Source organism: Duganella sp. OV510, assembly GCF_900100205.1.
GTDB lineage: Bacteria > Pseudomonadota > Gammaproteobacteria > Burkholderiales > Burkholderiaceae_D > Rugamonas.
The window spans coordinates 22203-35272 of record NZ_FNEQ01000004.1 but is presented as its reverse complement, the minus strand read 5'-3'; the positions used below and the strand labels follow the sequence as shown (position 1 = coordinate 35272).

The window sequence follows — 13070 nt, the reverse complement described above, 5'->3', positions numbered from 1 at the left end:
CTGGTGCCAAGGCATGGCATTTGGAGCGGTTCCCAAAATTGCGGGACTCTGGCACTATGGCCCCATTTTGACGACTCGCGTTCCCCAAGGTTTGTATCTTGCACCACGACTCCCACATTCTTTCCGCACATTCCGACTACTGCGAGACTTGCGGCCAGCGCCTGCCGGCCGCGCAGGACAGTTATGCGACGTGGGAGCGCAAGTCCCGTAACAACCGCATCGGCATCGGCATTTCGATTGGCCTGCACTTGCTGGGCGTGCTGTACTACCTGTTTGCGCCGTCGCACACGCCGCCGATGAAACCGCCGTCGGTCAAGGGCGGGCAGATGGTCTACATCGCGCCGCTGGCAAAGCAGCCAAGCAAGCCGAAACCGAAGCCGGAAGCACCGAAGGCCAAACCGAAGCCACAGCCGCCGCGCAAGGCCTCCGAGGCCAAGCAGGCGCCGGTGGCGCCGCGTGAAAAACTGGAAACCTATGTGCCGCCGGTGCAGGCCAAGATGACGCCGCCACCGCCGGAACAGGATATGTCGGAAATGATTGCCAAGCGCCGTGCCGCGCGCGAAGCGCAGAATCCACCGGCGCCGCCAACCCCGGCGGTGGAGAGCGAAGGCGATCGCGCCAAGCGGGTGGCGATGGCCAATATCGCGCGCGCCAACAGCGCCGCCACGGCCGACGAAAGCGGCGGCCTGTTCACGGTCAAGAAGATCAGTTTCAACAGCGCCGAGATCAAATTCCGCGGCTTTAACACCAACTTCAAGCGCAACTGGCTGAAGCAGGTAAGCGTTGAGCGTGGCGCCGAGCAGGACATTGAAACGGCCACGGTGAAGGAAATGATCAAGATCATCCGTGGCGAAAAGACCGGCGACTTCGACTGGGAGTCGCATCGCCTGGGCCGCACGGTGACGATGAGCGCGCGCAAGGAAGACGAAAAGCAGCTGTTCGAATTCCTGATGCGCGAAATCTTCCCCGAATACTACAATCTGGGCCGCAAATAAATCGCGATTTTTATTTCAGCTTGCGGGCGATGTCGAGCGCGAAGTAGGTGAGGACGCCGTCGGCGCCGGCGCGCTTGAAGGCCAGCATCGATTCCATCATCACTTTGTCGTGGTCCAGCCAGCCGTTTTGCGCGGCGGCCTTGATCATCGCGTACTCGCCGCTGACCTGGTAGGCGAAGGTCGGCACTTTAAACTCATCTTTCACGCGGCGCACGATGTCCAGGTAAGGCATGCCCGGCTTGACCATCACCATGTCGGCGCCTTCGGCCAGGTCCAGGCCCACTTCGCGCAGCGCTTCGTTGCTGTTGGCCGGGTCCATCTGGTACTGGTTCTTGTCGCCCTTGCCGAGGTTGGCCGACGAGCCGACCGCGTCGCGGAACGGGCCGTAGAACGCCGATGCATATTTGGCCGAGTAGGCCATGATGCGAGTGTGGATGTGGCCGCCCGCTTCCAGCGCCTCGCGGATGGCGCCGATGCGGCCGTCCATCATGTCCGACGGCGCCACCACGTCAACGCCGGCTGCCGCGTGGCACAGCGCCTGACGGATCAGCATGTCGGTGGTGATGTCGTTGATGACGTAGCCGTTGTCATCGATCAGACCGTCCTGGCCATGGCTGGTGTACGGGTCCAGCGCGACGTCGGTCAGGATGCCGAGGTCGGGGAAGGCCTGTTTCAGCGCCCGCACCGCGCGTGGCACCAGGCCGTCCGGATTGGTGGCTTCAACGCCGTCCGGCGTTTTTTTGGACACATCGATCACCGGGAACAGCGCCAGCACCGGAATGCCCAGCGACACGCACTCTTCCGCCACCTTCAGCAGCAGGTCGACCGAGACGCGCTCGACGCCCGGCATCGAGGCCACCGCCTCGCGCTGGTGCGTGCCTTCCAGAATAAAGACCGGGTAAATCAGGTCCGCCGCCGTCACCACGTTTTCGCGCATCAGCGCGCGGGAGAATGGGTCGCGGCGCATGCGGCGCATGCGGATGGCGGGGAATTGCGAAGAAACTTTACTCATTGCTATCACTTTCCGACTCTGAAGAGGTTGGCGCTGGCGCGGCGTCGTCGTCGGCCAGGCCGAACAACTCCAGGATCTTGTCGTTGGCTTCGTCGATGCCGATGCGCTTGAGCGCGGAGAACAGCTGCACGGTGAAGGGGAAGCCTTCGCCGTCTTCGTCGACGTAGCTGTCCAGCTTAGCCTGAGCCTGGCGCAGCACGTTGACGGATTCATTCCGGTTTAGTTTATCAACTTTCGTCAAAATGCAATGAATAGGCTTGCCGGTCGGGGCAAACCATTCCAGCATCTGCACGTCCAGTTCGGTGAACGGACGGCGCGAATCCATGATCAGCACCAGCGCGGCCAGCTGGTCGCGGCGTTGCACGTAGTCGCCCAGCAGGCGTTGCCAGTGCAGTTTGGCCGAGCCGGATACTTCGGCATAGCCGTAGCCCGGCAAGTCGACCAGCAGCGCCTGGATTTCGTCGACAATGGTCGGGTCCTTGCGGTGCTGGGCCACGTGGGCGCCGCCGATCGAGAAAAAGTTGATGTGCTGGGTGCGGCCAGGGGTCTTGGAGGCAAACGCCAGGCCCTTCTGGTTGCACAGAATATTAATGGCGGTCGACTTACCGGCATTGGAACGGCCCGCAAAGGCGATCTCCGGCACCTGGGTGTCAGGGAGGTCGCGTAATTGGTTAACAGTAGTAAAAAAGCGGGCTTGCCAGAGTTTAGACATGGGGGAGTGGGGAAAAAAGCAACACGTTAAGGCAGGAATTTTTTTAAGCTATTGTACAATGAGTAGTTACCTCGTGCCTCTTAGCACATTTTCATGCTGCGCTGCCACACGAGGTTTAAAAACTTTTTAGACTCCTCCAAGGGTGCTTGAATGAATAGTGTGAATAGTATGTTTTCACCGCTTGTTAAATCCTTGCTCGTCGCTCTGCTGGCCGTCACGGCCACCGCCCACGCCGAAGACAAGAAGCCCGCTCAACCTGCCGCCCCGAAAATCGATCCAGCCAAAGGCGCTTCGCTGTACACCGATGGCGACGCCGCCCGCGGCCTGCCAGCTTGCGTGTCCTGCCATGGCGCCGGTGGCAACTCCACCATCAGCGTCAATCCCAAGCTGGCTGGCCAGCATGAAGGCTATCTGTACAAGCAACTGGTGAACTTCACCACCGCCGACCGCAGCCAGCCGGTGATGACCACCTATGCCAAGATGTTGAGCGATGAAGAAAAGCACAACGTCGCCGCCTGGCTGGTGAGCCAGAAGCAGAATCCCGGCGCCGCCAAGAACAAGGACACGGTGGAACTGGGCAAGAAGATCTATCGCGGCGGCATCGCCGAGAAGAGTGTACCGGCCTGTGCCAGCTGTCACGGCGCCAATGGCGCCGGCATCCCGGTCCAGTATCCGCGCCTGTCCGGTCAGCACCAGGACTACACCATTGCGCAACTGGGCCTGTTCAAGTCCGGCGCGCGCAAGAGCGTGGAAATGGCGCCGATCTCCAAGCGCATGTCCGACGAAGAGATGAAGGCTGTCGCGGATTATGTAGCAGGCTTGAAATAAAGTTATACAAACCGCATCGCACGAATGCGGACCAGCTAAAAATAGGCAAAAAGAAGGGGGCGGCTGCGTGAGCAGGCTGCCCTTTTTCTTGGTATCCTGCCGCCCAACCTCTTCATTAAAGAATTCCGCATGAGTAGCAGCCCCAGCACCACCGGCATCCAGCTGAAAACCCGCCGCCCCATCGTTGGTGAAATCATTGAACTGATTTCCTCCATGCGGTTTGCCATCGCCCTGCTGGCGATGATCGCCATCGCCGCCGTCATCGGCACGGTGATGAAGCAGGGCGAGGCCTCGTCCAACTACCTGAACCAGTTCGGCCCGTTCTGGTTCGAAGTGTTCCGCAAGATCGGCCTGTACACGGTCTACTCGGCCTGGTGGTTCCTGCTGCTGATGACGGCGCTGGTGGTCTCCACCACGCTGTGCATCGTCCGCAATGCGCCCAAGATGCTGAAGGATATGCGCAGCTGGCGCGAGAACGTGCGCGAGCAGTCGCTGCTGAATTTCCACCACAAGATGCAATGGCGCTCGCCGCTGCCGCGCGCCGCGCTGGCGCAGCAAAGCGCCGACCGCCTGAAGGACGCCGGCTACCAGGTCAAGCTGGTGGAAAAGGACAACGGCACGCTGGTGGCTGCCAAGCAGGGCGCGGCCAACAAGTTCGGCTATATCTTTGCCCACGCGTCGATTGTGATTATCTGCATCGGCGGCCTGCTGGATTCGGATGTGCCGATCCGCATGCAGGAATGGTTCCTCGGCAAGACGCCGTTCAAGGGCAGCGGCCTGATCTCACAAGTGCCGCCGCAGCACCGCCTCAGCATCAACAATCCCACCTTCCGCGGCAATACCATGATTCCGGAAGGACAGACCAGCAACACCGCCATCCTGACCCGTCCGGATGGCGTGCTGATCCAGGAGCTGCCGATCACCATCGACCTGAAGAAATTCACCATTGATTTCTACAGCACCGGCATGCCCAAGCTGTACGCCAGCGATGTCGAGGTGCGCAACAACGCCACCGGCGAAACCGCCAAGGCCACCATCGAGGTCAACAAGCCGCTGATCTTCAACGGCCTGGCGATCTACCAGTCCAGCTTTGAAGATGGCGGCTCCAAGCTCAAGCTGAAGGGCTACGCCATGCTGGGCGGCGACGACAAGCGCTTCGACATGAATGGCGAAGTCGGCGGTGCCTCCACGCTGAACGACGAGTACACGGTCGAATGGTCGGGCTTCCGTCCGTTCAACGTCGAAAACATCGGCGCCACCAACGATCCGCGCTCGGTCAAGCAGGGCCGCAGCCTGCAGGAAGAACTGGCGCAGAGTCTGGACAAGCACACTGGCTCGGCCGGCAAGAACGCCGTCAACAAGGACCTGAAAAACATCGGCCCAAGCGTCAGCTACAAGCTGCGCGACAAGACCGGCCAGGCGCGCGAATTCAACAACTACATGCAGCCGGTCACCATTGACGGCGCCACGGTATTCCTGGCCGGCATGCGCACCAATCCGGCCGACAATTTCAGCTATCTGCGCATCCCTGCCGACGATGCGCACGGCCTGAATGAATGGATGCGTCTGCGCGCGGCGCTGCAAAATCCTGCGCTGCGCGCTGCGGCGGCCAAACGCTACGCCGAGCGCGCCACGCTCAATTCGCCCAACAACGCCATGCGCGACACCTTGCAGGCATCGGCCGACAAGAGCCTGAGCATCTTCGCCGGCAACCAGCAGGGTGGCGGCTTCATGGCGGTGTCGCAATTCCTGTCCAGGGTGCCGGCCGAGGCGCAGGAAAAAACCGTCGACGCTTTCATGAAGATACTCAACGGCAGCCTGTGGGACCTGTGGCAGATCGCCCGTGCCAAGGATGGCCTGGAGGCGGTCACCGAAGACGAGACGCACGCGCGCTTCCTGCAACTGGCCACCAACGCGCTGTCGGACGTGGCGCTGTACGGCGCGCCGGTCTACCTGCAGCTGGATGAATTTACTGAAATCAAGGCGTCGGTCTTCCAGATTACCCGTTCGCCGGGCAAGAACGTGGTATATCTAGGCTGTTTGTTCCTGGTGCTGGGCGTGTTTGCCATGTTCTATATCCGCGAGCGCCGCCTGTGGATCTGGCTGAAAGACGGCGACCACGGCAGCGAGGCGCTGATGGCCATGAGCACCCAGCGCAAGACGCTGGACTTCGAGAATGAATTTGAAACACTGAAGGAAAAACTGCCGCAGTCGGCAGCATAAGCAGGAGAAACGAATGGAACTGACTCAATCCCAGCAAGCCGCGCAGACATACCAGCAGGCGCCCGGTTATTTCAAACGCCTGACGGTGGTGGACTGGCTATTCGCGCTGGCGCTGCTGGCCGGCGCCGTGTTCGGCCTGAACCGCTACGGCCACTACATGGACATCTACGAACAGGGCATCCTGCTGCTGGCCGCGCCGACCTTCGCCGCGCTCGGCTGGCACTGGAAGCCGGTGCGCTGGCTGATGCCGCTGATTGCATTGCTGTCACTGTGGGCGATCTCGATGTACAACGGCCAGCTGGACAACGGCTCGCAGAAATTCTGGCTGCGCATGATGCTGTCCAGCCAGTCGGCGGTGCTGTGGATGAGCGTGATGTTTGTCATCTCCACCGTGTTCTACTGGATCGGCTTTATCGGCCGTTCGGCATCGGTATCCAGCCTGGGCACCAAGCTGAGCTGGGCTGCCGTGGTGCTGGGCTGGACCGGCATGATGGTGCGCTGGTACGAGTCCTACCTGATCGGCGCCGATGTCGGCCACATTCCGGTGTCCAACCTGTACGAAGTCTTCATCCTGTTCTCGCTGATTACCGCGATGTTCTACCTGTATTTTGAACAACGCTACGCCACCCGCCAGATGGGCCCGTTCGTGCTGCTGGTGATCTCGGCCGCGATCGGCTTCCTGATGTGGTACACCACCTCGCGCAACGCGGCTGACATCCAGCCGCTGCTGCCGGCGCTGCAAAGCTGGTGGATGAAGATCCATGTGCCGGCCAACTTTATCGGTTATGGCAACTTTGCCTTGGCGGCCATGGTGGCGGCAGCCTATCTGCTGAAAACCTCGGGCTACCTGAAGGACCGCCTGCCGTCGGAAGAAGTGCTGGATGACGTGATGTACAAGGCGATCTCGGCTGGTTTCGCCTTCTTCACCATCGCCACGATTCTGGGTGCGCTGTGGGCGGCGGAAGCGTGGGGCGGCTACTGGTCGTGGGACCCGAAAGAGACCTGGGCGCTGATCGTCTGGCTGAACTACGCGGCCTGGCTGCACATGCGGTTGATGACTGGTTTACGCGGCCGTCCGGCGGCGTGGTGGGCGCTGGTGGGCCTGCTGGTGACGACCTTTGCTTTCCTGGGCGTCAACATGTTCCTGTCCGGTTTGCACTCCTACGGTAAATTGTAAACAGAAGTTTAAAACTGGCTCAGGTAGATTGGTGTAAGGTTAGCCCTGACACGAATCTACCGGAGCCATCATGCTGATCAAGCGCAGTCCCAACGGCATCGACCTGCCGTTTTCCTCGGAAATCACGCCACGCGCGCTGTACGAATCGCGCCGCACCTTCATCAAGCAGATCGCCATGGGAGCGGTCGGCAGCGCAGCGCTGCTGGAGATGGCGCAGCGCGAAGCGTTCGCCCAAGGCATGAAGTTGCCCGCCAAGCTGAATCCCGCCTTCTCGGCGATGGACAAGCAGACGCCGTTCAAGGACGCGTCCAGCTACAACAATTTCTACGAATTCGGCACCGACAAGAGTGAACCGGCGATGTATGCCGGCACGCTGAAGACCCGTCCGTGGACGGTTTCCATCGAAGGCGAGGTCAAGAAGCCGATGACGCTGGACCTTGATGCGCTGCTGAAGCTGGCGCCGCTGGAGGAGCGCGTCTACCGGCTGCGTTGCGTGGAGGGCTGGTCGATGGTGATCCCGTGGATCGGCTACTCGTTCTCTGAAATCATCAAAAAGGTCGAGCCGACCGGCAACGCCAAATACGTGGAATTCGTCACACTGGCGGACAAGAAACAGATGCCGGGCATTGGCAGCCGCGTGCTGCAATGGCCGTACACCGAAGGCTTGCGCATCGACGAAGCCAACCACCCGCTGGCGCTGCTGACCTTTGGCATGTATGGCGAAGTGTTGCCGAACCAGAACGGCGCGCCGGTGCGCATGGTGCTGCCGTGGAAGTATGGCTTCAAGTCGGCCAAGTCGATCGTCAAGATCCGCTTTGTGAAGGACCAGCCGCGCACCTCGTGGAACCTGTCGGCGCCAGGCGAATACGGCTTCTACTCGAATGTGAATCCGGACGTTGACCACCCGCGCTGGTCGCAGGCCTCGGAGCGCCGCATCGGCGAAGACGGTTTCCTGTCGCGCAAGCGCAAGACGCTGATGTTCAACGGCTATAACGATGTCGCCCCGCTGTACGCCGGCATGGATCTGAAGAAATACTACTGATGCTGACGACCAAACAAGTCAGCTGGCTCAAGGGCGGCGTCTTCATTGCCGCGCTGGTCCCCTTGCTGCGCATGGTCTACCTGACGGTAAGCGACCAACTGGTCGATCCGCTTGAATTCATCACGCGCGGCACCGGCGACTGGACCTTGTACCTCCTGTGTTTCACGCTGGCGATAACGCCGCTGCGGCGGCTGAGCGGCTGGAACTGGCTGATCAAGCTGCGCCGCATGCTGGGCCTGTACACCTTCTTCTACGGCCTGCTGCACTTCATCACCTTCCTGTGGTTCGACCACTTCTTTGATGTAGCGGAGATGTGGAAAGACGTGCTGAAGCGGCCCTTCATCACGGTCGGCTTCATCGCCTTCGTGCTGCTGATCCCGTTGGCGGTCACCAGCACCAACGGCATGATCAAGCGGCTGGGCGGCAAGCGCTGGCAATGGCTGCACCGGCTGATCTACGGGATCGCACCGCTGGCGGTACTGCACTTCTGGTGGATGAAAGCGGGCAAGCACAACTTCACCGAACCGATCATCTTCGGCACGATACTCGGCGTGCTGCTGCTCATGCGCCTCTGGTGGGCCGCCCGCAAATAAAACCGGGGTCAGTTCTGCCAAACGTACACGGTCTCAACTGCGACGCAGTTGAGACCGTGTACGTTTGGCAGAACTGACCCCGGATGTTTACTTGATGATGGATTCGAGGGCGTAGAGGTCGGCGGGGTTTTCGCGTTGGCGGACCAGGTGCGGGACGGTGCCGTCGACGATGACTTCGGCGGCGCGGCCGCGGGTGTTGTAGTTGGAGGCCATCGTCATGCCGTAGGCGCCGGCCGTGTGCATCACCAGCAGATCGCCGGCGGTAATCGCCAGCGGGCGGTCGCGCGCCAGCCAGTCGCCCGATTCGCAGATCGGGCCGACCACGTCATACACCGCCGCCTCGGCGCCACTTTGTACCACCGGCTGCATGTCCATCCACGCCTGGTATAGCGCTGGACGTGCCATGTCGTTCATCGCGGCGTCGACGATGCAGAAGTTTTTCTCTTCGCCATGCTTGAGGAATTCCACACGCGTCAGCAGCACGCCGGTGTCGCCGACGATCGAACGGCCCGGCTCGAAGATGACTTTGATCGCCTTGCCATCGTGCCGTGCGGCGCGCCAGGCGTCGATTTTCGCGAACAGGCGGGCCAGGTAGTCGCCCACCGGCACCGGCGCCGCTTCGCCCGCTACGCCGTAGTTGATGCCGATGCCGCCGCCGATGTCCAGGTGGTGCAGTTCGATGCCTTCCGCACCCAGCTGGTCGATCAGCTCGATCAGGCGGTCCAGCGCTTCCAGCAGCGGCGCGTCGTCCAGCAGCTGCGAACCGATGTGGCAGTCGATGCCAACCACGTCCAGGTGCGGCAACTGGGCGGCGGCGCGGTAGGTGGCCAGTGCGTCGTCAAACGCGACGCCGAATTTGCTGGCTTTCAGACCGGTGGCGATGTAAGGATGGGTCTTCGGATCAACGTTCGGGTTGACGCGCAGCGAGATGCGCGCTTTCTTGCCCATGGCGCCGGCCACTTCGTTCAGGCGGTGCAGCTCGGGGATCGATTCGACGTTGAAGCACAGGATGTCATGCGACAGCGCCAGGCGCATTTCCGCCACGCTCTTGCCGACACCAGAGAAAATCACCTTGCCAGCGTCGCCACCGGCCGCCAGCACGCGCAGCAGTTCGCCGCCGGAGACGATGTCGAAGCCCGCGCCCTGGCGCGCCAGCAGGTCGAGGATGGCCAGGTTGGAATTGGCCTTCATGGCGTAGCACACCAGCGCATCGCGGCCCAGGCAGGCGTCGGAGTAGGCGGCGAAGTTATTCAGTAGCGCGGCCTTGGAGTACACATAGGTCGGCGTGCCGAACTGCTCGGCAATCGCGCTCAGCGAGGTGCCTTCGGCGTGCAGCACGCCGTCTTTATACGAAAATTGCGACATAAGAATTATTGTTGAGGAGCAGCGGTTTCAGGAGTAGGGACAGGGGCGTTGCTGCTCTTGGCAGGCTTGGCCGCTGGAGGCTTGGGCAAGTACAGCGGGCCGGGTTGGCCGCAGCCGCTCAGCAATACGGTCAGGCACAGGGTGGCTGTGCCAATAATCAAACGGAAATTGGACTTCACGATAGAATCACAGATTATTTAAGTGCAGATACTGGAGTGTAGCATGGGCGAATCAGAATTCCTGGCGCAAGCCGAAGCCACCTTGGACGCCATCGAGGCGGCCCTGGACCGTTTGAACGATGCCGATATGACCGATGTGGAGTGCAGCCGCAGCGGCAATGTGCTGGAAATCGAGTTTATCGACAATGGTTCCAAGATCATCGTCAACAGCCAGGCGGCGATGCAGGAGCTGTGGGTCGCGTCGCGTTCCGGCGGCTACCACTACCGTCAGAAGGATGGCCAGTGGCTCAACACCCGCGACGGCTCCGAGCTGTTTGCCACCCTGTCCGAGGAAGTCACCAAACAGGGCGGCGCGCCAGTGGTGCTGGCGCCTGAAGCTTAAAACAGCTCGTTTTTCACGGCATCCTTGGCCTTTTCCTCGGCCGGCGTGCCGTGGCCCGGCGCATCGAGGTTGTTGACCCCGGTGCCCGGCGGATTCTCCGCATAGTAGTACTCGTCGCCCACCAGCATCACGCCTTCCGGCACCGCGCGTTCCTCGACCGGAATGCTCTTCAGCGCCTTCTGCATGTAGTTGATCCAGATTGGCAGCGCCAGGCCGCCGCCGGTTTCGCGGTTGCCCAGGTTCTTCGGCTGGTCGTAGCCGATCCAGGCGATGCCGACCAGCTTGGCCTGGTAGCCGGCAAACCAGGCGTCGATCGAATCGTTGGTGGTGCCGGTCTTGCCGGCGATGTCGCGGCGGCCCAGCACATTCGCCTTGGCGGCGGTGCCGTAGCGCACCACGTCCTTCAGCATCGAATCCATCAGGAAGGCGTTGCGCTCGTCGATCACGCGATTCTTCTCGTCGCCGGCCAGGTCCGGATGGGCTTGCGACAGGATCTTGCCGTCGGCGTCGGTCACTTTGGAGATCAGGTAAGGGCTGATCTTGTAGCCGCCGTTGGCGAACACCGCGTAGGCGCCAGCCATCTGCAGCGGCGTGACGTTGCCGGCGCCCAGTGCCAGCGTCAGGTAGGGCGGGTTCTTGTCGGCGTCAAAGCCGAAGCGGGTCGCGTATTCCTGGCCGTACTTGGCGCCGATGCGGTGCAGGATGCGGATCGAGATCATGTTCTTGGACTTGGTCAGGCCCTTGCGCATGGTCATCGGACCGTCGTACTTGCCGTCGTAGTTCTTCGGTTCCCATGCCTGGCCGCCGGTCTGGCCGGCGTCAAACGAGATCGGCGCGTCGTTGATGATGGTAGCCGGCGACAGGCCGCGCTCCAGCGATGCCGAGTAGATGAACGGCTTGAACGACGAGCCCGGCTGGCGCCATGCCTGCGTCACGTGGTTGAACTTGTTGCGGTTATAGTCGAAGCCGCCAACCAGCGCCTTGATCGCGCCATCGGTGGTGCTGGCCGCGACAAACGCCGATTCGATTTCCGGCATCTGCGCCACCAGCCAGTCCTTGCCTTCCTGTAGCACGCGGATCACCGCGCCACGGCGGATGCGCTTGTTTGGCGGATTCTTGTCGGACAGCCACGAGCGGCCTTGCTCCAGGCCGGCGCCGCTGATCTTGATTTCTTCGCCCGAGGCGGTGACGGCGGTAATCAGCTGCGGCGTGGCCGACAGCACCACGGCGGCGATCAGGTCGTCGTTGTCCGGATGTTCGGCCAGCACGGTTTCGATGGCGTCGTCCGCTTCTTCCTTCTTGGCCGGGATGTCGATGTACGCTTCCGGGCCGCGATAGGCGTGGCGGCGCTCGTAGTCCATCACGCCCTTGCGCAGCGCCAGGTAGGCGGCGTCCTGGTCGGCCTTGGTGATGGTGGTGAACACGTTCAGGCCACGGGTGTAGGTGTCTTCCTTGAACTGTTCATACACCAGCTGGCGCGCCAGCTCGGCCACGTATTCGGCGTGCACGCCGAACTCGCTGCTGTCGGTTTTGACCTTCAGGTCTTCGGCCTTGGCGGTTTCGTACTGCTTGTCGCTGATATAGCCCAAATCATGCATGCGCTGCAGGATGTATTGTTGACGGGTGCGCGCGCGTTTCGGATTGACTACCGGATTGTAAGCGGATGGCGCTTTCGGCAGGCCGGCCAGCATGGCGGCCTCGGCCACGCTAATGTCACGCAGGTTTTTGCCGAAGTAGATTTGTGCGGCGGACGAGAACCCATAGGCACGCTGGCCCAGGTAGATCTGGTTCATATAGACCTCCAGGATCTGGTCCTTGGTCAGGTTCTTCTCGATCTTCCACGCCAGCAGCATTTCGTAGACTTTACGCTTGATAGTCTGTTCGCTGGACAGGAAGAAGTTGCGCGCCACCTGCTGCGTGATGGTGGACGCGCCTTGCTTGCCGCCGCTGCCGACTGCGTTGTGCAGCGTGGCGCGCAGGATGCCGGTGTAGTCGACGCCGCCGTGCTCGTAGAAGCGGTCGTCCTCGATCGCCAGCACGGCTTTCTTCATCACGTCCGGGATGTCCTTGATGCGCACCAGATTGCGGCGCTCCTCGCCGAATTCGCCGATCAGCACATTATCGGCGGAGAAGATACGCAGCGGCATCTTCGGGCGGTAATCGGTCAGCGTGTCGATTTCCGGCAGGTTGGGGTAGGCGATGGCCAGGCCGAACACCACCAGCAGCACGCCGGTCACGCCCAGGCCGGCAACGGACAGGCCGGCCAGCAGGAAGAAACGGGATGCAGTGGTGCGCGGTTTCGATGGTGTTGGGGTTTCCGAATTATTAGAGGTCATGCGGGCATTATAAGCGAGCCGAAGGCCGTAATAAGTGTGGTGAAACCCTCACACCAGGGCAATTGTGCACAATAGAAATACCTTTACACTTAAATTGGCTCGATTTAATGTACAGGCAGATATAAACCTTCTAAACGCAGGTTTTTAGCGAGTTTCCTTTTATGCAAACAGTTCCGGTTCGGATGGATTGCAGCATAGGTGGCCCCCACGGCGCCGGAGGACTCGT

12 protein-coding genes are annotated in these 13070 nt (G+C 61.1%); 7 read left to right on the top strand and 5 right to left on the bottom strand.

Annotated features, from left to right (window positions below):
• The first annotated feature begins 98 nt into the window (after positions 1–98).
• Positions 99–995 carry a hypothetical protein gene (locus tag BLS51_RS12425; RefSeq protein WP_090192425.1) on the top strand — a complete coding sequence of 299 codons (897 nt, stop codon included), beginning with the start codon at positions 99–101 and terminating at the stop codon, positions 993–995.
• 10 nt (positions 996–1005) lie between these two features.
• On the opposite strand, the gene hemB is transcribed toward BLS51_RS12425, so the two are convergent.
• Both hemB and yihA read right to left on the bottom strand, forming a co-directional pair.
• On the bottom strand, positions 1006–2007 hold the full coding sequence (hemB, locus tag BLS51_RS12420) for a porphobilinogen synthase (protein ID WP_090192424.1): 1002 nt from the start codon (positions 2005–2007) through the stop codon (positions 1006–1008).
• The gene (gene yihA / locus BLS51_RS12415; RefSeq protein ID WP_090192423.1) at positions 2000–2719 is read right to left on the bottom strand and encodes a ribosome biogenesis GTP-binding protein YihA/YsxC; all 720 of its coding nucleotides are present in this window, start codon (positions 2717–2719) and stop codon (positions 2000–2002) included. The genes hemB and yihA overlap by 8 nt, the downstream gene beginning before the upstream one ends.
• 159 nt (positions 2720–2878) lie before the next feature.
• Between yihA and BLS51_RS12410 the strand changes: the two genes are divergently transcribed.
• From BLS51_RS12410 to BLS51_RS12390, 5 genes are all read left to right on the top strand, one after another.
• A complete protein-coding gene (locus BLS51_RS12410) occupies positions 2879–3547 on the top strand; it encodes a c-type cytochrome (RefSeq protein ID WP_090192422.1) in 669 nt (222 codons plus the stop codon).
• A 129-nt stretch (positions 3548–3676) separates the two neighbouring features.
• Entirely contained in the window at positions 3677–5770 is a 2094-nt protein-coding gene (locus BLS51_RS12405) for a cytochrome c biogenesis protein ResB (RefSeq protein ID WP_090192421.1), read from the top strand.
• Positions 5771–5783: 13 nt separating this feature from the next.
• Positions 5784–6947: a c-type cytochrome biogenesis protein CcsB gene (gene ccsB / locus BLS51_RS12400; protein WP_090192420.1), complete on the top strand. Its 1164-nt coding sequence runs from the start codon at positions 5784–5786 to the stop codon at positions 6945–6947.
• 70 nt (positions 6948–7017) lie between these two features.
• Entirely contained in the window at positions 7018–7989 is a 972-nt protein-coding gene (gene msrP, locus BLS51_RS12395) for a protein-methionine-sulfoxide reductase catalytic subunit MsrP (protein WP_090192419.1), read from the top strand.
• Positions 7989–8582: a protein-methionine-sulfoxide reductase heme-binding subunit MsrQ gene (locus tag BLS51_RS12390; RefSeq protein WP_090192418.1), complete on the top strand. Its 594-nt coding sequence runs from the start codon at positions 7989–7991 to the stop codon at positions 8580–8582. The genes msrP and BLS51_RS12390 overlap by 1 nt, the downstream gene beginning before the upstream one ends.
• Positions 8583–8669: 87 nt before the next feature.
• Here the strand turns inward: BLS51_RS12390 and lysA are convergent, their stop codons facing one another.
• Positions 8670–9947: a diaminopimelate decarboxylase gene (lysA, locus tag BLS51_RS12385; RefSeq protein WP_090192417.1), complete on the bottom strand. Its 1278-nt coding sequence runs from the start codon at positions 9945–9947 to the stop codon at positions 8670–8672.
• Positions 9948–9952: 5 nt separating this feature from the next.
• A complete protein-coding gene (locus BLS51_RS30620; RefSeq protein WP_373994367.1) occupies positions 9953–10126 on the bottom strand; it encodes an LPS translocon maturation chaperone LptM in 174 nt (57 codons plus the stop codon).
• 43 nt (positions 10127–10169) lie between these two features.
• Between BLS51_RS30620 and cyaY the strand changes: the two genes are divergently transcribed.
• On the top strand, positions 10170–10508 hold the full coding sequence (gene cyaY, locus BLS51_RS12380) for an iron donor protein CyaY (RefSeq protein WP_090192416.1): 339 nt from the start codon (positions 10170–10172) through the stop codon (positions 10506–10508).
• Here the strand turns inward: cyaY and BLS51_RS12375 are convergent.
• Positions 10505–12844 (bottom strand): penicillin-binding protein 1A, encoded by a 2340-nt coding sequence (locus BLS51_RS12375; protein ID WP_090192415.1) that lies wholly within the window; start codon positions 12842–12844, stop codon positions 10505–10507. The genes cyaY and BLS51_RS12375 overlap by 4 nt on opposite strands.
• Positions 12845–13070 lie beyond the last annotated feature (226 nt).